This is a genomic window from Klebsiella sp. 64 (genome assembly GCF_018223915.1).
In the GTDB taxonomy this organism is placed as follows: Bacteria; Pseudomonadota; Gammaproteobacteria; order Enterobacterales; family Enterobacteriaceae; genus Klebsiella; species Klebsiella pneumoniae.
On record NZ_JAGRQZ010000017.1, the window covers coordinates 101,597 to 122,457 of the forward strand.

Below are 20,861 nucleotides of genomic sequence, written 5' to 3' on the forward strand. Positions count from 1 at the left end.
CTGATGACAATGTTTTTTCCTTTGCGTTTATCATAACCCTAAACGCTGCTGAATCGAAACAACCCATGTGGTTACCCGGTGCATCTGGTGTTTATTTGCGCAACGCGCGGCAGATCAGATGCGAGAGCAGCTCCAGCTGGCGCGCCAGTTCGATTGAGAGCCAAACATAGCCATGGACCGGGGTTTCCGCCAGGCCGTCATCACCCTGCTCTTTCAGCAGCTGGCGCAGTTCGAGGACGATCTCAGTCAGCTTTTCATTGTTGGCGCGCACAGGCTGAGGGTTCCCTTCGTACAGCGCGTGGGCGATGGACAATAGCGTCTGCTGGGTCATTTGCTGCGTCTCCCGCAGGGTGTGCGCATTGAGCATCACGAAGTGACCCGGACGCGTTGCCCACCAGGCGTTGATCTGCAGCTCCAGCATGCAGACGAGGTTGCGGCTGACGGTCTGGATAGCCTCGAAGATCGCCTTCTGGATGTGCGTCTCTTTGCTGGCGGGGGTGATCAGCCCGCGCATTTTAACCACGTCGTTCAGCGCCTGCTGGAGATGCTTTTCCAGCCGCGGTCGATCCACCAGATTTGGCGAGAAGCCGGCCTGGTAGAGGCGGTTAAAGTTGGTGACATAGCTGGCCATCTGGATGCGCCAGTGGATGAACGCCCGCTGCGGCCAGATGCCGGTAAACAGCATCGCCAGCAGCGAGCCGAAGATCACATCGCCGCTTCGCCACAGCGCGGTATGCATATCGCCGGGCGGCGCCCCGACCACCACCGACAGAGTAATGCCGATCAGCAGCGCCTGATAGGGTTTCTTGCCCAGCGCCAGCCAGCCGCAGAGGAACATCGCCGCCGCGCACCAGAGGACCATCAGCGGCAGAGAGATGAGCTCAAGCTTCAGCGCCACCAGCCCCAGCGCCGAACCGAGGATCGTGCCGCCGATACGCTGAAACGCCCGCGGCACGACGTTACCCCAGAAGGAGATCGGCCCCATCACCACCACCAGAGTGATGAGAGGCCAGGTTCCCTCAGGCACGTTCAGCAGCCGCACCAGCAAAAAAGTGAGCACAAAGGCCAGCGCAATCCGCACACCATGCACCACCCGATAATGGCGATACAAGCGGATCTCAAATGGCTTGAGTGATTTATCAGCGCGCACAACCCTCTCCGGCAAAACGAAAAGGCCAATTGTAACTGCTTTTTCGCCCGGAGCATGCCGGGAATGTAAAAAACCTTGTCCGGAACAGGGGTAAACTGCTACGACGCGACGCGCTCAACGGGAACATACATGTCGATATCCCAGTAGCCGTCGTGGTTGCCGTCGTTAAGATAGACCTCAAAGCAGGGCTGGGGGGCGATGCGATACGCCGTGCTCTGCTGCAGGCTGTCAAAAAACTGCATCCACGGGGTGGCGAAGTCGTAATCCACCACCCGCGCGCGGGCGCAGGCGTAATCCCCGCCGGCAATCGCCGCCAGGATCACCCCTTCGCTGTTGGCGGGAATGACATAATCCTCGTCCACGGTGACCGCTGTCGCGCAGCGCAGTTTTTCCGCCGGCACTTCCTCCGGGTTATCGTAGTAGACGGCCACCCATTCGCGGGCGGGCACCTGGTGGTTCTCAACCCACATCATCAGTTGCTCAAACCCCTGCTTGACCGTGTGATCCCAGGGCCCGACCAGATGGAAACCGGCGATGGTTTTCTTGCCGAGGGTGGTAATGCTGTAGTTCATCTTGCCTCCTTTGGAGATAAATTACTGTATGAATATACAGTTAATTTAACAGGAGATCCCCCCTCAGTATGTGCGCGAATTCACAGAGTCGCCACCACACTGCTGTAAAAACAGGCGCCCCGCCAGCACGAGCGACAGACGAAAAAAAACCGCCTGCAAAGAGGCGGTTGGCGTGGTTACAGCTCGTGATGCAGGTAATCGCTCATTCGCGAGAACACTCCGCCTTTATTGATGCTTTCGAGGGTGACCAGCGGATAGTGCCCCACCACCTTGTCGCCGTCATACAGTGAAATCTCGCCAACCCGCTGATTGGCGGCGATCGGCGCCTCAAGATCCTTCTTATCCAGCACATATTTCGCTTTAATGCGCGACACTTCCGCCTTCGGCAGGGCTAACCAGAAATCCTGATCGGTGCCGAGCTTAATCTGCTCTTTATCGCCGTACCAGATACGCTCGGTGCCGACCTTCTGCCCCTTCTGCAGCACCTGCACGGTGTCGAAGTTCTGCTGCCCCCAGTGCAGCAGTTTAGCGGCCTGCTGCTCGCGGCCTTTCGGACTGTCCGCCCCCATCACCACGGCGATCAGCCGGCGCTGGCCATCCACCGCCGAGGCGATCAGGTTGAACCCGGCCCCCGAGGTGTGGCCGGTTTTCAGGCCATCGACGTTCATGGTTTTATCCCACAGCAGACCGTTACGGTTTTGCTGGGTGATCCCGTTCCACGTCAGGCTTTTCTGGCTGTACATGTGGTAGACGTCTGGTTCGCCATGAATAATCGCCCGCGAGAGCACCGCGAGGTCATAGGCCGAACTGTGCTGGCCCGGAGCGTCGAGGCCGTGGACGGTTTCGAAATGGGTGTCCCGCAGGTGCAGTTTTTCGACATACTGATTCATCAGGGCGACAAACTGCGGCTGGCCGCCGGCGACATAGTCGGCCAGCGCGACGCAGGCGTCGTTACCGGAGTCGACAATCAGCCCGCGGCTGAGGTCGCGAACGCTGACGCGATCCCCTGGCTTTAAGAACATCAGCGATGACCCGTCGAACACCGGGTTGCCCTTCGCCCAGGCGTCTTTACCCACGGTGACGATATCGTCAAAGGTGATACGATGGCTGTCGATGGCGCGATCGACCACGTAGCCGGTCATCAGTTTGGTCAGACTGGCAGGATTGCGCTGCTGATGTTCGTTACCCGCGGTCAGGACCTGACCGGTGGTGTAATCCATCAGCACCCAGGAGCCAGCCTGAATGGAAGGCGGCGCGACCGTAGCAGGTAAGTCGACGGCAAATGCGCAGGAAACGCTCGAAGCGAGCAAAGATACAGCAATAAACAAACGGCCTTTCAACGGCATATCCTCTAGATTTACAGATCCGCCGTCCTTTTTACGGAACTTCGCGTTTCATATCAGGGTTTAATTGCAAGAAAATATGACACAGCAGAGGAAGTTGCTTGCCGCGACCCTTCTGATGACCGGGCAAATCGTTTACCATATCGGTCGCACGCCACCACGGATAATGAACAGACTATGCAAGATAGCGTCAACCAGCCCGGATTTTTATTCCACGATTATGAAACCTTCGGCACCAGCCCTTCCCTCGACCGACCGGCGCAGTTCGCCGCCATCCGCACCGACGCGGAGCTGAACGTGATCGGCGAGCCCGAGGTGTTTTACTGCAAGCCCGCTGACGATTATCTGCCGCAGCCGCAGGCGGTGATGATCACCGGGATCACCCCGCAGGAAGCGCTGGCCAAAGGGGATAATGAGGCCGCGTTTGCCCGCCGCATCCACGATCTGTTCACGGTGCCGCAAACCTGTATCGTCGGCTATAACAACGTGCGCTTTGATGACGAAGTGACGCGGAATATCTTCTATCGCAACTTCTATGACCCTTATGCCTGGAGCTGGCAGCACGATAACTCGCGCTGGGATCTGCTCGACGTGATGCGCGCCTGCTATGCCCTGCGTCCGGAAGGGATCGCCTGGCCGGAGAATGACGAGGGTTTGCCCAGCTTCCGGCTTGAACATCTGACCGTCGCCAACGGTATTGAACACCAGAACGCCCATGACGCGATGGCCGATGTGTACGCCACCATCGCCATGGCGAAGCTGGTGAAAACCCGGCAGCCGCGGCTGTTTGATTATCTCTACAGCCACCGCAATAAGCGCAAGCTGGCGACGCTCATCGACGTGCCGCAGATGAAACCGCTGGTGCATGTCTCCGGCATGTTTGGCGCCGCGCGCGGCAACACCAGCCTGGTGGCGCCCCTGGCCTGGCATCCGGAAAACCGCAATGCGGTGATTATGGTCGATCTGGCGGGCGATATGGCGCCGCTGCTGGAGCTCGATGCCGATGCCTTGCGCGAGCGGCTTTACACCCCGCGCGCCGAGCTTGGCGATCTGCCGGCGGCGCCGATCAAGCTGGTGCATCTCAATAAATGTCCGGTGCTGGCTCAGGCCAATACCCTGCGCCCGCAGGATGCCGACCGGCTGGGGATCTCCATTCAGCGCTGTCTGGAGAATGCCCAGCTGCTGCGGGCGAATCCGCAGGTGCGGGAGAAAGTGGTGGCGGTCTATGCCGAAGCCGAGCCGTTCGTGCCGTCCGAAAACGTCGACGCCCAGCTTTACAATGGGTTCTTTAGCGATGCCGACCGCGCGGCGATGAAAATCGTGCTGGAAACCGAACCGCGCAATCTGCCGGCGCTGGATATTACCTTCGCCGATAAGCGTATCGAACGCCTGCTGTTTAACTACCGGGCGCGCAACTTCCCCGGCACGCTCGATGAACATGAGCAGCAGCGCTGGTTAGAGCACCGTCGTCAGGTGTTTACGCCAGAGTTTTTGCAAGCCTATGCCGATGAGCTGCAGATGCTGTATCAACAGTATGCGGATGATAAAGAGAAGCTGGCGCAGCTGAAGGCGCTGTGGCAGTACGCACAGGATATTGTCTGATTGGCTGAAATACCCGGGTTGCGGCTAACGCCTTACCCGGGCTACAAACGATGACCGGGGAGGACGCCTGACCGTAGGCCCGCGCAAGCGCAGCCCCGCCGGGCATTGCGTCCCCAGTTCGTGCTTACCTTTTTGCCCGGTGGCGGCTTCGCCTTACCGGGCCTGGGCGCTGGTACCAGAGTAGCCCGGGTAAGACGCCTCGCGTCGCACCCGGGAACGTTGCTTAGCTTTTCGCGCGGCTGGCGATGATTTCATCCGCCACATTACGCGGCGCTTCCGCGTAATGGTGGAACTCCATGCTGTAGGTTGCCCGTCCCTGAGACATCGAGCGCAGCGTGGTGGAATAACCAAACATCTCCGCCAGCGGCACGTCGGCGCGGATGATCTGGCTGCCGAAGCGCTCTTCCATCCCCTGCACCATCCCGCGACGGGAAGAGAGATCGCCCATAATATTCCCGGCGTACTCTTCCGGCGTCTCCACCTCGACGTGCATCACCGGCTCAAGGATCACCGGATCCGCTTTGCGCGCGCCTTCCCGGAAGCCAAAGATCGCCGCCATGCGGAACGCCATCTCCGAGGAGTCCACGTCGTGGTACGATCCAAAGGTCAGGGTCGCTTTCACGTCAACCACCGGATAGCCCGCCAGCACGCCGGTGCCCATCGCTTCACGCAGCCCTTTCTCCACGGAAGGGATGTACTCGCGCGGCACTACCCCGCCTTTGGTGGCGTCCTCGAAGACGAAACCGCTGCCCGGCTCCAGCGGCTCCAGGGTCAGTACGACGTGGCCATACTGCCCTTTGCCGCCGGACTGGCGCACAAATTTGCCTTCCACGTCCGTCACTTTCTTGCGCAGGGTTTCACGGTAGGTGACCTGCGGACGGCCAATGTTGGCCTCGACGCCAAACTCGCGCTTCATCCGGTCGACAATGATCTCCAGATGCAGCTCACCCATGCCGGAGATAATCGTCTGGCCGGACTCTTCATCGGTATGCAGACGGAACGACGGATCTTCCGCCGCCAGCCGCTGCAGCGCGATGCCCATTTTCTCCTGGTCCGCTTTGGTCTTCGGCTCAATGGCCAGCGAAATCACCGGCTCCGGAAACTCCATCCGTTCGAGGGTAATGATCGCATCCGGGTCGCATAACGTATCGCCGGTGGTCACATCCTTCAGACCGACGCAGGCCGCGATATCCCCGGCGTGCAGTTCGTCAACTTCGTGGCGGTCGTTGGCCTGCATCAGCACGATACGCCCGATGCGCTCTTTCTTGCCCTTCACCGGGTTCCACACCGCATCGCCTTTCTTCAGCGTCCCGGAGTAGACGCGGATAAAGGTCAACTGGCCGACGTAGGGGTCGGTCATCAGTTTGAACGCCAGCGCCGACAGCGGCTCATCGTCGCTCGGATGGCGTTCCGCCGGCTGGCCTTGCTCATCAACGCCCTGTATCGCCGGAATATCCAGCGGCGACGGCATCAGCTCCACCACCGCATCGAGCATGCGCTGCACGCCTTTGTTTTTAAAGGCGCTCCCGCAGAGCACCGCCTGGATCTCTCCCTTCACCGTGCGCTGGCGCAGACCGGCGACGATCTCCGCCTCGTCCAGCTCACCGGTTTCCAGGTATTTATCCATCAGCTCATCGCTGGCTTCCGCCGCCGCCGAGACCATTTTCTCCCGCCACTGCTGCGCCGTCGCCAACAGATCGTCAGGGACTGGCCCATAGCTAAAGGTCATGCCCTGGGTGGCGTCATCCCACAGGATGGCGCGCATTTTCACCAGGTCGACGACGCCGGTGAAATGTTCTTCGGCGCCAATAGGTATCACAATTGGCACCGGGTTAGCCTTCAGACGGTCGATCATCATCTGCACCACGCGGAAGAAGTCCGCGCCGGGGCGGTCCATCTTGTTGACGAAGGCCAGCCGCGGAACGTGGTATTTATTCGCCTGGCGCCAGACGGTCTCCGACTGGGGCTGCACCCCGCCGACGGAGTCATACACCATCACCGCGCCGTCGAGCACGCGCATGGAACGCTCCACCTCAATGGTGAAATCCACGTGCCCCGGGGTGTCGATGATATTGATCCGGTGCGGCTCGAAGCTGCGGTCCATCCCCGGCCAGAAGCAGCTTACCGCCGCCGAGGTAATGGTGATCCCGCGCTCTTGCTCCTGGGCCATCCAGTCGGTGGTTGCCGCGCCATCGTGTACTTCACCCAGCTTATGGCTCATCCCGGTATAAAACAGGATGCGCTCGGTGGTGGTGGTTTTACCGGCATCGATATGCGCGGAGATACCGATGTTGCGATAACGTTCGAGAGGGATGGGTCGGGGCATGATGCGTCCTTAGTCGTTTTGACGGTCAGTCTGCGGTCGAAATGATCCGCAGTTCATTTAACTGCGTCTATCATAGTACAACTGTACGAGTATATTCGAACTATTTTTGCTATCATTACGATTGGGCAGGTTGCGGCGGCGCGCGTGGTATCTGAACCGGAGTTTGGGTATAGTAGCCGCCAGCCGCCGATATGGGCTGCGGCTGCCATGCGCCGCGCCACCGCCGACACAGGATTATTATGATCGCCAATCACCCCGAACGAGAACAAATTCGCCTGGAAAATGTCCTTTCCGCGCTCGGTAACCCACTGCGATTGGAGATCATTCGTACGCTGGCCGACGGCAGCGAGCTGAGCTGCAACGCCCTGCGCCAGGAGGAGGTGGCCAAGTCCACCATGACCCACCACTGGCGCGTCCTGCGCGACAGCGGTGTGATCTGGCAACGGCCTCAGGGACGGGAGAACATGATTTCGCTGCGCCGGGAAGATCTGGACGCCCGTTTTCCCGGCCTGCTGGATACGCTGCTGAAAGTTATGGTGCAGGCAGGATAAGCTCTTCTGCCGGGTGGCGGCTGCGCCTGACCCGGCCTACGGCGGCCTCCCGTCAGCTTATGTCCCCCAGGCCCGGCAAGCGCCGCCCTGCAAAAAAATCAGACCTCGATGTCGAACCGGCGCAGACGAAAAAAAAGCCGGAGGTTTCCCTCCGGCTTTTCTTATTTACATCACGCTATGCCTTAGGCCACATCTTCGTACTGCGGCACCGGATTGCGGAAGCTTTTGGTCACGCAGGCCAGGTAGACCAGACCGATACCGGCCCAGATCAGGCCCAGAATCATCGAGCTCTCTTCCAGGTTGACCCACAGCGCGCCAACGGTCAGGGCGCCGCACATCGGCAGGAACAGATACTGGAAGTGGTCTTTCAGCGTCTTGTTGCGCTTCTCACGGATCCAGAACTGGGAAATCACCGACAGGTTAACGAAGGTAAACGCCACCAGCGCACCAAAGTTAATCAGCGCCGTCGCCATCACCAGGTCGAAGTTAATCGCCAGCAGCGCAATCGCGCCGACCAGGATGATGTTCATCGCCGGAGTGCGCCAGGTCGGGTGCACGTAGCCGAAGAAGCTTTTCGGGAACACGCCGTCGCGGCCCATCACGTACATCAGACGCGCCACGCCAGCGTGCGCCGCCATACCGGACGCCAGTACGGTGATGGTGGAGAAGATCAGCGCGCCAACCTGGAAGGCTTTACCTGCCACGTAGAGCATAATTTCCGGCTGTGACGCATCCGGATCTTTAAAGCGCGAGATATCCGGGAAGTACAGCTGCAGGAAGTAGGTGGCAAAGATGAAGATCAGGCCGCCGATCAGCGCGGTCAGGAAGATCGCGCGCGGGATGACGCGCTCTGCATCTTTGGTCTCTTCAGACAGGTTGCTGATGCCGTCGAAACCGGTAAACGAGAAGCACAGGATCGTCGCCCCGGTAATCATCGGGATCACGTGCGCGTCACCGGACCAGAACGGACGGCTGCTGGCCAGCGTACCGGCGCCCTCGCCTTCAAACACGCCATAAATCACCATGCCGAGAATAACGGCAATCAGCACCACCTGCAGCACCACGATCACGGTGTTGAAGTTGGCCACGGATTTAATACTGCGCAGGTTAAAGGCGGTCATAAAGGCGACCAGCGCGATAACAAACACCCACGACGGAATCGAAGGCACCAGCGCTTCAAAATAGATTTTCGCCAGCAGAATGTTGATCATCGGCGCGAACAGGTAGTCGAGCAGCGAGGACCAACCCACCATAAAGCCAACGGTCGGGCTGATGGATTTCTGCGCATAGGTATACGCCGAGCCGGCGGACGGGTAACGACGTACCAGCTTGCCATAGCTCAGGGCAGTAAACAGAATGGCGATTAACGCAAAGGCGTAGGCCGTCGGCACGTGACCGTCGGTCATACCAGAGACGATACCAAACGTATCGAACAGCGTCATCGGCTGCATATAGGCCAGGCCCATCATTACAACCGGAACTAACGTAAGCGTTTTACGTAATTCCACGCGAGAGGTATTTGGAGTAGCGTTATGCGACATAGTTATCCCCTTTTACGGTGAACGCCAGCGCGTAAGCAAAAAATTGCCCCATTTCTTTCTATTCCTCAGCGACAACGACTGTCGGTTTTTAGTAAATATCTATCCGGTACGAAGCCCGGCCTCTTGGTATTGAATGATGTGTCTTTCGACCAAAAAAATAACCGACACTTTAAAAAAAAGCGTCGGCTAGTCTCTGGTTTTCAGGCCGCATATTTTGCAACAAATTCAACGGCGTTGACAAGATGTTATGAAGTTCATTGCGTAAGCATAATTTTTAACGTGCTAATATCTATACGGTTTCCGTATGATAAATTGTAAAAATAGCACTATTTGCTAATAGCGTTTCCCGCCACCATTTGCCAGCCAAACCGCAGGTGGCGTCATTCCAGGCGATCCACGCGCGTTGACGAGGCGAAAGCCCGCGCACGGTCATGCAGACCAGCTCGCCGCTGTCCAGCAGACCCTGCACCTGATAGCGCGGCAGGCACCCCCAGCCCAGCCCCAGGCGCAGCAGCGCCAGCTGCCCCGCGGCGTCACACACCGTCAGGGCCTCCTGATCGCTGAGTAGCGCCCCGCCCTCGCCGGTGGCCACCGCCCGGTAACGGCGCAGGGTTCGCCAGCTCAACGGTGCGCGGTGTCGCGCCAGCGGATGCTGTGGGGCAACGACCAGCAGCAGCTCCAGCTCGCCGAGGGGGAGATAGTCATAACCGCTCAGCGGCGGCGGTTCGCCGAGCGCCCCCAGCAGCAGATCGGCCTGCCCGTCAGTCAGCGGCCGCCAGTCCAGCAGGGAGGGGTTCAGCGTGAAGTGCAGCCGGGTCAGCGGCTGTTGTTGATAAAATGCAGCGATTGGCGGCGAGAGCAGCGCCACGGGAAAGGTGCTGTCCACCGCCAGACGAAGGCTATTCTCCCACCCCTGCTGCAGCTTAACCGCCCGGTTCTCCAGTTCGCGGGCGATATGCAGCACCTCCCGCCCTTTCTCCAGCAGCATCTGTCCGCTGGGGGTAAAGCGCGCGCGATGGCCGCTGCGGTCGAGCAGCTGAATATTGAGATCGCTTTCCAGGCGGTGAATGGTGTAGCTCAGCGCCGAGGGCGTTTTAAAGAGCTTTGCCGATGCGGCGGCAAAGCTCCCCTCTTTTTCCAGGGCATCCAGGATCACGAGGACATCCAGCAGTGGTTTCATCGCTACCCCCTTACGGTATGCGAATCACCGCTGGCGGATCACTCCATCGGCATCACCAGCGGATCGGGGTACTGGTACTCAAACCCCAGCTCATTGCAGATACGATTGCCATCCACAATCTTGCCCTGGCCGCCGTCCGGGCTGTCGCTGAACACCGGCGGCGGCAGACCGAGCTCGCGGGCCATCTGCGGATAAAAGAGGCCGCGCGCAGGGTGGCGGGGCGCACATAGATTATAGATGTGCCCGCCCTTCGGGGCCTGCAGCAGCAGTTCGATAGCGGCCACCACATCCTGCAAATGCACCAGATTGACCACGTGCTGGCCATCCGGCGCCGACTTGCCGGCGAAAAAACGTCCCGGATGGCGGGAAGGCCCCACCAGCCCGGCCAGGCGCAGAATATCCACCGACGTCCCCGGCAGGTTGTGCAGCCAGTCCTCCAGCTCCTTGAGCACCTGTCCGCTGGCGGTTTGCGGCAGACGCGGGGAATTCTCCTTCACCGTACCGTTGACGTTGCCATACACCGAGGTGGAGCTGGTGAAGACGATCCGCGGAATATGGTACGCCAGCGCGGTATCGACGATCTCCTGCACCGCCTGTAGATAAAACCCTTCCCCTGCCCCGGTACGCCGGGCCGGCAGGGTGATCACCAGCGCATCGACGTTCATCAGCGCGTCGAGGTCCTCGGTATCACAGACCAGCTGCGGCTCCAGGCGCAGCGGATAGCTGTCGATCCCGCACATCCGCGCCGCCTCCACGCCATCCTGCGTAGTTTTACTGCCGGTGACCTGCCAGCCTCGCGCCGTCAACGACAGCGCCAGCGGCATCCCCAGCCATCCCAAACCGACTATCGCGACCTTTTTCATCCCAGGCTCCTGACTCTTTCGCTGTGCTGATTACAGGCTACGCCAGCCAGCGGCAACTGACAATTTCTTCGCTCAATATGAAATGAATTAATGATAGAAAAAAGCCCTTGCTTTCTGCGGCGGAAGTGGTTTAGGTTAAAGGACATCAAATGCATAGTCATTCACAGAGAATTTTTATGAACCGCGTTCAATTTAAACACCACCATCATCACCATCATCCTGACTAGTCTTTCAGGCGATGTGTGCTGGAAGACGTTTGGATCTTCCAGTGGTGCATGAACGCGCAGAGAGCCCCCGGAAGATTCACTTCCGGGGGCTTTTTTTTGGACCAAATTCGGACAGATTCAGACAGGTATTCAGAGGAAAAGAACAATGTTAGACAACACCCGTTTACGCATAGCTATTCAGAAATCAGGCCGTTTAAGCGAAGATTCACGCGAATTACTCAGCCGCTGCGGCATTAAAGTCAATTTGCACACCCAGCGTCTGATTGCGCTGGCGGAAAATATGCCAATCGATATTCTGCGCGTGCGTGATGACGATATCCCGGGCCTGGTGATGGACGGTGTTGTCGACCTCGGCATTATCGGCGAAAACGTGCTGGAAGAAGAGCTGCTCAGCCGCCGCGCCCAGGGCGAAGACCCGCGCTACTTCACCCTGCGCCGTCTCGACTTCGGCGGCTGCCGCCTGTCGCTGGCGACTCCGGTGGATGAAGCCTGGAACGGCCCGGCGGCGCTGGACGGCAAACGTATCGCCACCTCTTACCCGCACCTGCTGAAGCGCTACCTCGATCAAAAAGGTATCTCCTTTAAATCCTGTCTGCTGAACGGCTCCGTGGAAGTGGCGCCGCGCGCCGGCCTCGCCGACGCTATCTGCGACCTCGTCTCCACCGGCGCCACCCTGGAAGCCAACGGCCTGCGCGAAGTGGAAGTGATCTACCGCTCCAAAGCCTGTCTGATCCAGCGCGACGGCGAAATGGCCGACGCCAAACAGCAGTTGATTGACCGCCTGCTGACCCGTATTCAGGGTGTGATTCAGGCCCGCGAGTCGAAATACATCATGATGCACGCCCCGACCGAACGCCTGGAAGAAGTGGTTGCCCTGCTGCCGGGCGCCGAGCGGCCGACTATTCTGCCGCTGGCAGGCGACAAGCAGCGCGTGGCTATGCACATGGTCAGCAGCGAAACCCTGTTCTGGGAGACCATGGAAAAACTGAAGGCGCTGGGCGCCAGCTCCATTCTGGTGCTGCCGATTGAGAAAATGATGGAGTAATCGGCCAGCCGGTCACAGGACACACAGGGGAATACAATCATGAGCTTCAACACAATCATCGACTGGAACGGCTGTAGCGCAGACCAACAACAGCAACTCTTAACGCGCCCGGCAATTTCCGCCTCCGACAGCATCAGTAAAACGGTGACGGAGATCCTCGATAACGTCAAAGCCAACGGCGACGCGGCGCTGCGCGAATACAGCGCGAAGTTTGATAAAACCACCGTCGCCGCGCTGCAGGTGAGCGAGGCCGAGATCGCCGCCGCCGGTGAACGCCTCAGCGACGAGCTGAAGCAGGCGATGGCGGTGGCGGTGAAAAACATCGAGACCTTCCACAACGCGCAGCAGCTGCAGGCGGTGGATGTCGAAACGCTGCCGGGGGTGCGCTGCCAGCAGGTCACCCGCCCTATCGCCTCCGTCGGGCTGTACATCCCGGGTGGCTCGGCGCCGCTGTTCTCCACGGTGCTGATGCTGGCGACGCCGGCGCGCATCGCCGGCTGTCAGCAGGTGGTGCTCTGCTCGCCGCCGCCGATTGCCGATGAGATCCTCTATGCCGCACAGCTGTGCGGCGTAAAAACCATCTTTAACGTCGGCGGCGCCCAGGCCATCGCTGCCCTCGCCCTCGGTACCGAGTCGGTGCCGAAGGTGGATAAAATCTTTGGCCCGGGCAACGCTTACGTCACGGAAGCCAAACGCCAGGTCAGCCAGCGTCTGGACGGCGCAGCCATCGACATGCCGGCCGGCCCGTCGGAAGTGCTGGTCATCGCCGACAGCGGCGCCAACCCGGACTTTGTCGCCTCTGACCTGCTGTCGCAGGCGGAACACGGCCCGGACTCGCAGGTGATCCTCCTGACCCCGGACGCCGACATGGGCAGCCGCGTCGCCGAAGCCGTGGAGCGCCAGCTGGCCGCCCTGCCGCGCGCCGAAACTGCCCGCGTGGCGCTCTCCGCCAGCCGGATCATCGTGGCCCGCGATCTGGCGCAGTGCGTGGCTATTTCCAACCTGTACGGCCCGGAGCACCTGATCATTCAGACCCGTCAGGCCCGCGAGCTGGTGGACAACATCACCAGCGCCGGTTCCGTTTTCCTCGGTGACTGGTCACCGGAATCCGCGGGCGACTACGCCTCGGGCACCAACCACGTCCTGCCGACCTATGGTTACACCGCCACCTGCTCAAGCCTCGGTCTGGCCGACTTCCAGAAGCGGATGACCGTGCAGGAGCTGTCGCGCGACGGCTTTGCCGCCCTTGCCTCAACGATTGAGATCCTGGCCGCCGCCGAGCGCCTTGACGCCCACAAAAACGCCGTAACGCTGCGCGTTGCCGCCCTGAAGGAGCAAGCATGAGTATTGAAGATTTAGCCCGCGCCAACGTCCGCGCGCTGACCCCGTATCAATCCGCTCGCCGGCTGGGCGGCAAAGGCGACGTCTGGCTCAACGCCAACGAATTCCCTACCGCCGTAGCCTTCCAGCTTACCGAACAGACGCTGAACCGCTATCCGGAGCCGCAGCCGAAGGCCGTGATTGAGAGCTACGCCCGCTACGCCGAGGTCAAACCGGAGCAGGTGCTGGTCAGCCGCGGCGCCGACGAAGGCATCGAGCTGCTGATCCGCGCCTTCTGTGAGCCCGGCGAAGACGCGGTGCTCTACTGCCCGCCGACCTACGGCATGTACAGCGTCAGCGCCGAGACCATCGGCGTCGAGTGCCGCACCGTGCCGACGCTGGCCGACTGGCAGCTCGACCTGCCGGGCATCGAAGCGCGGCTGGACGGCGTGAAGGTGGTCTTCGTCTGCAGCCCGAACAACCCGACCGGGCAGATTATCGACCCGCAGTCGATGCGCGACCTGCTGGAGATGACCCGCGGCAAAGCCATCGTGGTGGCCGACGAAGCCTATATTGAATTCTGCCCGCAGGCGACGCTCGCCGGCTGGCTCAGCGACTATCCGCACCTGGTGGTGCTGCGCACGCTGTCCAAAGCCTTCGCCCTCGCCGGCCTGCGCTGCGGCTTCACCCTCGCCAACGCCGAGGTGATCAACGTGCTGCTGAAAGTGATCGCCCCGTACCCGCTCTCCACGCCGGTGGCCGATATCGCCGCCCAGGCCCTGAGCCCGGAGGGGATCGCCGCGATGCGCCAGCGCGTGGCGCAGATCCTTGACGAGCGCCGCTACCTGGTGGAACAGCTGCGCGGCATCGCCTGCGTGGAGCAGGTCTTCGATTCCGAGACCAACTATGTGCTGGCGCGGATAACCGCCTCCAGCGCAGTGTTTAAATCTTTGTGGGATCAGGGCATTATCTTACGTGACCAGAATAAACAACCTTCATTAAGCGGCTGTTTGCGTATCACTATCGGTACCCGTGCCGAGAGCCAGCGCGTGATTGACGCCTTGACTGCGGAGAATGTATGACCCAGAAGTATCTCTTTATTGACCGTGACGGCACCCTGATTTCCGAACCGCCGGAGGATTTCCAGGTGGACCGGTTCGACAAGCTGGCGTTTGAGCCGCAGGTGATCCCGGCGCTGCTGAAGCTGCAGCAGGAAGGCTATAAGCTGGTGATGATCACCAATCAGGATGGCCTGGGAACCGACAGTCTGCCGCAGGAAGCGTTTGATGGCCCGCACAACCTGATGATGCAGATCTTCGCCTCGCAGGGCGTTAACTTTGAAGAGGTGCTGATTTGTCCGCACTTCCCGGGCGACAACTGCGCCTGCCGCAAGCCAAAAACGCAGCTGGTGCTGCCGTGGCTGGAAGAGGGCGTGCTGGATAAAGCCCACAGCTATGTGATTGGCGACCGGGCCACCGACCTTGAGCTGGCGGATAACATGGGAATTACCGGTCTGCGCTATGACCGCGAGACGCTCGACTGGCCGACCATCTGCGAGCAGCTGACCCGCCGCGACCGCTATGCCCACGTCGAGCGCATCACCAAAGAGACCCAGGTGGATGTGAAAGTGTGGCTGGACCGCGAAGGCGGCAGCAAGATCCATACCGGCGTCGGCTTTTTTGACCATATGCTCGACCAAATCGCCACCCACGGCGGCTTCCGCATGGAGGTTAACGTCGGCGGCGATCTGTACATCGACGACCACCACACGGTGGAGGATACCGGCCTGGCCCTCGGCGAAGCCCTGAAGCTGGCCCTTGGCGACAAGCGCGGCATCAACCGCTTCGGCTTCGTGCTGCCGATGGACGAGTGTCTCGCCCGCTGCGCGCTGGATATCTCCGGCCGTCCGCACCTGGAGTATAAGGCGGACTTCACCTATCAGCGCGTCGGCGATCTGAGCACCGAGATGGTGGAACACTTCTTCCGCTCGCTCTCCTACACCATGGCGGTGACCCTGCACCTGAAAACCAAGGGTAAGAACGATCACCACCGCGTGGAGAGCCTGTTCAAAGCCTTTGGCCGTACGCTGCGCCAGGCGATCCGCGTCCAGGGCGATGCCCTGCCGTCTTCCAAAGGGGTGCTGTAATGAATGTGGTGATCCTTGATACCGGCTGCGCCAACCTCAATTCGGTGAAATCGGCGATTGGCCGCCACGGCTATGAGCCGATGGTCAGCCGCGATCCGGAAGTGGTATTGCGTGCCGATAAACTGTTTCTTCCCGGCGTCGGCACCGCCCAGGCGGCGATGGATCAGCTGCGCGACCGCGAGCTGATCGACCTGATCAAAGCCTGTACCCAGCCGGTGCTGGGGATTTGCCTGGGCATGCAGCTGCTCGGCAAGCGCAGCGAGGAGAACAACGGCGTCGATCTGCTGGGCATTATCGAAGAAGAGGTGCCGAAGATGACCGACCACGGTCTGCCATTGCCGCACATGGGCTGGAACCGGGTGTATGCCAAAGCTGGCGATCGGCTGTTCCGCGGCATTGAAGAAGGCGCGTATTTCTACTTCGTGCACAGCTACGCCATGCCGGTCAACCCGTACACCATCGCCCAGTGCAATTACGGCGAGGCGTTCACCGCCGCGGTGCAGAAAGATAACTTCTTTGGCGTGCAGTTTCACCCGGAGCGCTCCGGGAGCGCCGGGGCGCAGCTGCTGAAAAACTTCCTGGAGATGTGATGATTATTCCTGCTTTAGATTTAATCGACGGCACCGTCGTTCGTCTCCATCAGGGCGATTACGGCCAGCAGCGCGACTATGGCAGCGATCCGCTGCCGCGCCTGCAGGCCTATGCCGCTCAGGGAGCGGAAGTCCTGCACCTGGTCGATCTGACCGGGGCGAAGGATCCGGCGAAACGCCAAATCCCGCTGCTGAAATCGCTGGTCGCCGGGGTTGACGTCCCGGTACAGGTTGGCGGCGGCGTGCGGACCGAAGCGGATGTCGCGGCCCTGCTTGAGGCCGGCGTCGCCCGCGTGGTGGTCGGCTCCACCGCGGTGAAATCCCCGGAGGAAGTGAAAGGCTGGTTCAAACGCTTTGGCCCAGAACGGCTGGTGCTCGCCCTCGACGTGCGTATCGACGCCGACGGCAATAAGCAGGTGGCGGTCAGCGGCTGGCAGGAAAACTCCGGCGTGACGCTGGAGGAGCTGGTGGAAAGTTATCTGCCGGTCGGCCTGCAGCAAGTGCTGTGCACCGATATCTCCCGCGACGGCACCCTGGCAGGCTCTAACGTCTCGCTGTACGAGGAAGTCTGCGCCCGCTACCCGCAGGTGGCGTTTCAGTCATCCGGCGGCATCGGCGATCTCAATGATATTGCCGCCCTGCGCGGCACCGGGGTGCGCGGCGTGATTGTCGGTCGCGCGCTGCTGGAAGGTAAATTCAACGTAACGGAGGCCATTCAATGCTGGCAAAACGGATAATCCCCTGCCTCGACGTCCGCGACGGCCAGGTAGTGAAAGGCGTACAGTTCCGTAATCACGAGATCATTGGCGACATCGTCCCGCTGGCCAAGCGCTATGCCGACGAAGGTGCCGACGAACTGGTGTTCTATGATATCACCGCCTCCAGCGACGGTCGGGTGGTCGACAAGAGCTGGGTGTCGCGCGTGGCGGAAGTAATCGATATTCCTTTCTGCGTGGCGGGCGGGATCAAGTCGCTGGAAGACGCGGCGCAGATCCTCTCCTTCGGCGCCGATAAGATCTCGATTAACTCCCCTGCTCTCGCCGACCCGACGCTGATCACCCGCCTTGCCGACCGCTTTGGCGTGCAGTGTATCGTGGTGGGGATTGATACCTGGTTTGATGCAGAGACCGGCAAGTATCACGTCAACCAGTATACCGGCGACGAGAGCCGCACCCGGGTGACGCAGTGGGAAACCCTCGACTGGGTGGAGGAAGTGCAGAAGCGCGGCGCAGGCGAGATCGTTCTCAATATGATGAACCAGGACGGGGTACGCAACGGCTACGACCTGCAGCAGCTGGCGAAGGTTCGCGCGGTGTGCCACGTCCCGCTGATCGCCTCCGGCGGCGCGGGCACTATGGAACACTTCCTCGAAGCCTTCCGCGACGCCGACGTTGACGGCGCGCTGGCGGCCTCGGTATTCCACAAACAGATTATTAATATTGGCGAACTGAAAGCGTACCTGGCGGCACAGGGCGTGGAGATAAGGGTATGTTGACTGAACAGCTGGACTGGGAAAAAACGGACGGCATGATGCCGGCCATCGTGCAGCACGCCGTATCCGGCGAAGTGCTGATGCACGGCTACATGAACAAGGAGGCGCTGGAGAAAACCGAAGCCACCGGCAAGGTTACCTTTTACTCGCGCACCAAGCAGCGGCTGTGGACCAAGGGTGAAACCTCGGGCCATGTCCTCAATGTAGTGAGCATCACGCCGGACTGTGACAACGATACGCTGCTGGTGCTGGTAAACCCGATCGGGCCGACCTGCCACAAAGGCACCACTAGCTGCTTCGGCGAAACCGGCCACCAGTGGCTGTTCCTCTATCAGCTGGAGCAACTGCTGGCCGAGCGTAAACACGCCGACCCGGAGAGCTCCTATACGGCGAAGCTGTATGCCAGCGGCACCAAGCGTATTGCGCAGAAAGTGGGGGAAGAAGGCGTGGAGACCGCGCTGGCCGCCACCGTGAACGACCGCTTCGAGCTGAAGAATGAGGCGTCGGACCTGATGTATCACCTGCTGGTGCTGCTGCAGGACCAGGGGCTGGATCTCGGGGAAGTGATTGATAATCTGAAGAGTCGACACTAACGCGTTGACCCCCGCCGCAACGGCGGGGGTAGCTGGCCTCAGGATTTGCTTTCCAGCAGAGTAGTGTAGAGATTGACGTAAGCGTCAATCATATGGTCGGCTGTAAACATCTCTTCAAAACGACGACGCGAGTTTTCGCCATAGCGGCTGGCGGTTTCATCGTTATGCCAGAGCTCATTCATCGCCTCCACCAGCGCCTGACTGTCATTCGGCGGGATCACGCAGCCATTTACTTTGTCCTGGTTAATGAACGAGGTACCGGTGCCGATCTCGCAGGAGATCAGCGGCCTGGCAAAGCGCGCGCCTTCCAGTAACGTAATGCCAAACGCCTCTGAGCGTAGATGCGAGGGGAAGACCACGCCCCGGCAGAGCTGGAAGAGAATGTATTTATCTTCGTCGTTGAGCATGCCGGTAAACACCACATTGCTCAGTCCGCGCTGCTGCGCCTCACGCCGCACCTCCGCCTCCAGCGGCCCGCCCCCGACGATCACCACCGGCAGCCGGCTACGCTCGGCGGCATCCAGCAGAATGTGCAGCCCTTTGTAGTAGCGGAAAGCGCCGACGAAGAGGAAGAAGTTATCGCCGACGGTTTCCCGCCAGTGCGCCACCCGCTGCGGATCGTGCTGCACGTCATGCTGCTCCAGACCAAACGGGATCACCACCGTTTTATCCTGATATTTTTTCAGGGTCTGGCTGGAGGCCACGTAATTGGGCGACGAGGCGACAATGCAGTCTACGTTGGCGAGGAATCGCTCCTGCAGCGGCTGGTACAACTTCATCAACCGTTTTTGTTTAACAATATCCGAGTGATAGGTCACCACCGTTCTGGCGTCAGGCCGCGCCGAGAGATGCAGCATATCCATAAAGGGAAACGGAAAATGGTAGTTGATGATGTCGTAATCATCTTTAATCTGCTTAAAACGCTTTAACGCTTTCAACGAAAACGGCGTGGAGGCAATTTCAAAAAGCTGCTTATTATAAATGACCCGATGGTCTTCGTAGGCGACAGGACCTGTCTCTTTGTCCGGGCTAAAAGTAAAAACATCGGCTGCGATCCCCCGGCGGGCGCAACCCTGACTGAGCTGATAAATGACCTGCTCAATACCGCCGTAGGTATCGGGATAGTAGGTCTTATAGACGTGTAGAACTCTCAACTGACACCCTTAGAGTAATTTATAGGCGTTAATGGTCTGGGTCGTACAGTTCTCCCACGAAAACTGTTTCGCCTGGGCAAGACCGCGCGCGGTGGCGATTTCCCGCCAGCTATCATCCTGCAGGCTCTGCAAAATATGCGTGCTAATCGCGTCTACATCATTAGGATCGGCAACGAGGCCGGCATCGCCAACCACCTCAGGCAAAGAAGTGACATTGGAACATACTACCGGCACACCGCAAGACATCGCTTCAAGAATAGGTAAACCGAATCCCTCATAGAAGGAGGGATAAACAAAGGTTCTGGCCGCCGCGTACAGATAAGGCAGGTCCTCATCCGGGACATAGCCCAGGTAACGGATCCACCCTTCCCGCGTACCGCGCTCGACTAACTGCCACAGCACATCATCTTCCCAGCCGCGATAGCCGCTGAGGATCAGCGGGTAGCGCATGCGGGTCTCCATCGGCAGCAGCTGATAGGCCTGCAGCAGACCGCGGATATTTTTACGCGGCTCCATGGTGCCGATATATAACGCATACCCCTGCCACGCCAGCTGATATTTCTGCAGGACCGGCAGGCACTCCGCCGGGCTGCGCGGAATATAGTCGCTGCTGCAGGCCAGCTTGGTGGTGACGATCCGCTCCGCCGGATAGTTGAACAGGCGGATGATTTCACTGCGCGAGAAGTCAGAGACGGTCAGGATCAGCTTTGCCGAATCCAGGCTCTCATGCAGGGACTTCTCCATATAGCGAACCCGATCTTTTGGATGATATTCCGGGCAGGTAAAAATGGAGATGTCATGAAACGTGGTCACCGCGCGTTCCAGGCGATGCGGCAGGTAAAAATTGGGACCATGGTAGATATAATCTTTATAGTCGCGCAATGCCCACGCCTGGCGCCGCGGGTGCAGCAGGCGATACGCCTCAATCAGCAGCGGCTGGCGGCGCAGAAACGCCGACAAACGACCATGATTGCTGGCTTTGGTATCGCTCTTATTCTCCACCTGGGGGATCTGATCGATAAACGACGCGCCGTGAAACAGCTTCAGCTCTTCGATTTCGCGGGCGACCGCCAGCCGCTTAACCAGCTCCAGGGAATACCGACCGATGCCCGTTAACGGGTATTTAATTGGCTCAGTAGCAAAAATAATTTTCATAACGAACTCAT

21 protein-coding genes and 1 other annotated feature are annotated in these 20,861 nt (G+C 59.7%); of the genes, 11 read left to right on the forward strand and 10 right to left on the reverse strand.

The annotated features are described in order from the left end of the window. Positions 1–91: 91 nt before the first annotated feature. The 3 genes from KHQ23_RS13265 to dacD all read right to left on the reverse strand — a co-directional run bounded on the left by KHQ23_RS13265 (position 92) and on the right by dacD (position 3,062). On the reverse strand, positions 92–1,150 hold the full coding sequence (locus tag KHQ23_RS13265; RefSeq protein WP_002911885.1) for an FUSC family protein: 1,059 nt from the start codon (positions 1,148–1,150) through the stop codon (positions 92–94). A gap of 98 nt (positions 1,151–1,248) precedes the next feature. Beyond that, complete coding sequence (sbmC, locus tag KHQ23_RS13270; RefSeq protein ID WP_002911889.1) at positions 1,249–1,722, reverse strand: DNA gyrase inhibitor SbmC; 474 nt, start codon at positions 1,720–1,722, stop codon at positions 1,249–1,251. A gap of 176 nt (positions 1,723–1,898) precedes the next feature. Further along, positions 1,899–3,062, reverse strand: coding sequence for a serine-type D-Ala-D-Ala carboxypeptidase DacD (gene dacD / locus KHQ23_RS13275; protein ID WP_004153104.1), 1,164 nt, complete (start codon positions 3,060–3,062; stop codon positions 1,899–1,901). 180 nt (positions 3,063–3,242) lie between these two features. Between dacD and sbcB the strand changes: the two genes are divergently transcribed. Then, positions 3,243–4,667 carry an exodeoxyribonuclease I gene (sbcB, locus tag KHQ23_RS13280; protein WP_023159160.1) on the forward strand — a complete coding sequence of 475 codons (1,425 nt, stop codon included), beginning with the start codon at positions 3,243–3,245 and terminating at the stop codon, positions 4,665–4,667. 223 nt (positions 4,668–4,890) lie between these two features. Here sbcB and fusA read toward each other — a convergent pair whose 3' ends face one another. Continuing rightward, positions 4,891–6,993 (reverse strand): elongation factor G, encoded by a 2,103-nt coding sequence (gene fusA, locus KHQ23_RS13285; RefSeq protein ID WP_004180492.1) that lies wholly within the window; start codon positions 6,991–6,993, stop codon positions 4,891–4,893. A 239-nt stretch (positions 6,994–7,232) separates the two neighbouring features. Here fusA and KHQ23_RS13290 point away from each other — a divergent pair, with 239 nt between their 5' ends. After that, positions 7,233–7,544, forward strand: coding sequence for a helix-turn-helix transcriptional regulator (locus KHQ23_RS13290; RefSeq protein WP_002912109.1), 312 nt, complete (start codon positions 7,233–7,235; stop codon positions 7,542–7,544). Positions 7,545–7,726: 182 nt separating this feature from the next. On the opposite strand, the gene plaP is transcribed toward KHQ23_RS13290, so the two are convergent. The 4 genes from plaP to KHQ23_RS13310 all read right to left on the reverse strand — a co-directional run bounded on the left by plaP (position 7,727) and on the right by KHQ23_RS13310 (position 11,128). Further along, positions 7,727–9,085: a putrescine/proton symporter PlaP gene (gene plaP / locus KHQ23_RS13295; RefSeq protein ID WP_004148994.1), complete on the reverse strand. Its 1,359-nt coding sequence runs from the start codon at positions 9,083–9,085 to the stop codon at positions 7,727–7,729. Beyond that, positions 9,075–9,137, reverse strand: a complete 63-nt coding sequence (gene yoeI, locus KHQ23_RS26620; RefSeq protein ID WP_096335043.1) for a membrane protein YoeI — start codon at positions 9,135–9,137, stop codon at positions 9,075–9,077. Before yoeI ends, plaP begins: the two co-directional genes overlap by 11 nt. Before the next feature lie 237 nt (positions 9,138–9,374). Next, positions 9,375–10,265, reverse strand: coding sequence for a LysR family transcriptional regulator (locus KHQ23_RS13305; protein WP_040176051.1), 891 nt, complete (start codon positions 10,263–10,265; stop codon positions 9,375–9,377). A gap of 38 nt (positions 10,266–10,303) precedes the next feature. Further along, positions 10,304–11,128 carry an SDR family oxidoreductase gene (locus KHQ23_RS13310; RefSeq protein WP_004152513.1) on the reverse strand — a complete coding sequence of 275 codons (825 nt, stop codon included), beginning with the start codon at positions 11,126–11,128 and terminating at the stop codon, positions 10,304–10,306. A gap of 176 nt (positions 11,129–11,304) precedes the next feature. Here KHQ23_RS13310 and hisL point away from each other — a divergent pair, with 176 nt between their 5' ends. The 9 genes from hisL (at position 11,305) to hisIE (ending at position 18,541) form a co-directional block, all read left to right on the forward strand. Next, on the forward strand, positions 11,305–11,355 hold the full coding sequence (hisL, locus tag KHQ23_RS13315; RefSeq protein ID WP_004899375.1) for a his operon leader peptide: 51 nt from the start codon (positions 11,305–11,307) through the stop codon (positions 11,353–11,355). Beyond that, positions 11,331–11,453, forward strand: a sequence feature (His leader region). (Overlaps the previous gene by 25 nt.) Before the next feature lie 47 nt (positions 11,454–11,500). Beyond that, positions 11,501–12,400, forward strand: a complete 900-nt coding sequence (gene hisG, locus KHQ23_RS13320) for an ATP phosphoribosyltransferase (RefSeq protein ID WP_002912152.1) — start codon at positions 11,501–11,503, stop codon at positions 12,398–12,400. A gap of 39 nt (positions 12,401–12,439) precedes the next feature. Further along, positions 12,440–13,744, forward strand: coding sequence for a histidinol dehydrogenase (gene hisD, locus KHQ23_RS13325; RefSeq protein WP_040176054.1), 1,305 nt, complete (start codon positions 12,440–12,442; stop codon positions 13,742–13,744). Beyond that, the gene (gene hisC / locus KHQ23_RS13330; RefSeq protein WP_004149000.1) at positions 13,741–14,802 is read left to right on the forward strand and encodes a histidinol-phosphate transaminase; all 1,062 of its coding nucleotides are present in this window, start codon (positions 13,741–13,743) and stop codon (positions 14,800–14,802) included. The genes hisD and hisC overlap by 4 nt, the downstream gene beginning before the upstream one ends. Continuing rightward, positions 14,799–15,866, forward strand: a complete 1,068-nt coding sequence (gene hisB / locus KHQ23_RS13335; protein ID WP_004144133.1) for a bifunctional histidinol-phosphatase/imidazoleglycerol-phosphate dehydratase HisB — start codon at positions 14,799–14,801, stop codon at positions 15,864–15,866. The genes hisC and hisB overlap by 4 nt, the downstream gene beginning before the upstream one ends. Next, positions 15,866–16,456 carry an imidazole glycerol phosphate synthase subunit HisH gene (gene hisH, locus KHQ23_RS13340; RefSeq protein ID WP_032438183.1) on the forward strand — a complete coding sequence of 197 codons (591 nt, stop codon included), beginning with the start codon at positions 15,866–15,868 and terminating at the stop codon, positions 16,454–16,456. The genes hisB and hisH overlap by 1 nt, the downstream gene beginning before the upstream one ends. After that, the gene (gene hisA, locus KHQ23_RS13345) at positions 16,456–17,193 is read left to right on the forward strand and encodes a 1-(5-phosphoribosyl)-5-[(5-phosphoribosylamino)methylideneamino]imidazole-4-carboxamide isomerase (protein ID WP_211776885.1); all 738 of its coding nucleotides are present in this window, start codon (positions 16,456–16,458) and stop codon (positions 17,191–17,193) included. Before hisH ends, hisA begins: the two co-directional genes overlap by 1 nt. Next, positions 17,175–17,951 carry an imidazole glycerol phosphate synthase subunit HisF gene (gene hisF / locus KHQ23_RS13350; RefSeq protein ID WP_004180497.1) on the forward strand — a complete coding sequence of 259 codons (777 nt, stop codon included), beginning with the start codon at positions 17,175–17,177 and terminating at the stop codon, positions 17,949–17,951. The genes hisA and hisF overlap by 19 nt, the downstream gene beginning before the upstream one ends. Then, positions 17,945–18,541 (forward strand): bifunctional phosphoribosyl-AMP cyclohydrolase/phosphoribosyl-ATP diphosphatase HisIE, encoded by a 597-nt coding sequence (hisIE, locus tag KHQ23_RS13355; RefSeq protein WP_004184787.1) that lies wholly within the window; start codon positions 17,945–17,947, stop codon positions 18,539–18,541. Before hisF ends, hisIE begins: the two co-directional genes overlap by 7 nt. 38 nt (positions 18,542–18,579) lie before the next feature. On the opposite strand, the gene wbdC is transcribed toward hisIE, so the two are convergent. Both wbdC and KHQ23_RS13365 read right to left on the reverse strand, forming a co-directional pair. Next, on the reverse strand, positions 18,580–19,695 hold the full coding sequence (wbdC, locus tag KHQ23_RS13360) for an N-acetyl-alpha-D-glucosaminyl-diphospho-ditrans,octacis-undecaprenol 3-alpha-mannosyltransferase WbdC (RefSeq protein WP_040176057.1): 1,116 nt from the start codon (positions 19,693–19,695) through the stop codon (positions 18,580–18,582). A 9-nt stretch (positions 19,696–19,704) separates the two neighbouring features. Then, entirely contained in the window at positions 19,705–20,850 is a 1,146-nt protein-coding gene (locus KHQ23_RS13365; protein WP_040176059.1) for a glycosyltransferase family 1 protein, read from the reverse strand. Positions 20,851–20,861: the final 11 nt, after the last annotated feature.

Excerpts from the sequence above, each read along its gene's own strand:
- hisIE (WP_004184787.1), top strand. The coding sequence starts at position 17,945 with ATGTTGACTGAACAGCTGGACTGGGAAAAAACGGACGGCATGATGCCG.
- plaP (WP_004148994.1), bottom strand. The coding sequence starts at position 9,085 with ATGTCGCATAACGCTACTCCAAATACCTCTCGCGTGGAATTACGTAAA.
- KHQ23_RS13305 (WP_040176051.1), bottom strand. The coding sequence starts at position 10,265 with ATGAAACCACTGCTGGATGTCCTCGTGATCCTGGATGCCCTGGAAAAA.
- hisH (WP_032438183.1), top strand. The coding sequence starts at position 15,866 with ATGAATGTGGTGATCCTTGATACCGGCTGCGCCAACCTCAATTCGGTG.
- hisG (WP_002912152.1), top strand. The coding sequence starts at position 11,501 with ATGTTAGACAACACCCGTTTACGCATAGCTATTCAGAAATCAGGCCGT.
- sbmC (WP_002911889.1), bottom strand. The coding sequence starts at position 1,722 with ATGAACTACAGCATTACCACCCTCGGCAAGAAAACCATCGCCGGTTTC.
- KHQ23_RS13365 (WP_040176059.1), bottom strand. The coding sequence starts at position 20,850 with ATGAAAATTATTTTTGCTACTGAGCCAATTAAATACCCGTTAACGGGC.
- hisC (WP_004149000.1), top strand. The coding sequence starts at position 13,741 with ATGAGTATTGAAGATTTAGCCCGCGCCAACGTCCGCGCGCTGACCCCG.
- KHQ23_RS13310 (WP_004152513.1), bottom strand. The coding sequence starts at position 11,128 with ATGAAAAAGGTCGCGATAGTCGGTTTGGGATGGCTGGGGATGCCGCTG.
- fusA (WP_004180492.1), bottom strand. The coding sequence starts at position 6,993 with ATGCCCCGACCCATCCCTCTCGAACGTTATCGCAACATCGGTATCTCC.
- hisD (WP_040176054.1), top strand. The coding sequence starts at position 12,440 with ATGAGCTTCAACACAATCATCGACTGGAACGGCTGTAGCGCAGACCAA.
- hisB (WP_004144133.1), top strand. The coding sequence starts at position 14,799 with ATGACCCAGAAGTATCTCTTTATTGACCGTGACGGCACCCTGATTTCC.
- KHQ23_RS13290 (WP_002912109.1), top strand. The coding sequence starts at position 7,233 with ATGATCGCCAATCACCCCGAACGAGAACAAATTCGCCTGGAAAATGTC.
- hisA (WP_211776885.1), top strand. The coding sequence starts at position 16,456 with ATGATTATTCCTGCTTTAGATTTAATCGACGGCACCGTCGTTCGTCTC.
- hisF (WP_004180497.1), top strand. The coding sequence starts at position 17,175 with ATGCTGGCAAAACGGATAATCCCCTGCCTCGACGTCCGCGACGGCCAG.
- sbcB (WP_023159160.1), top strand. The coding sequence starts at position 3,243 with ATGCAAGATAGCGTCAACCAGCCCGGATTTTTATTCCACGATTATGAA.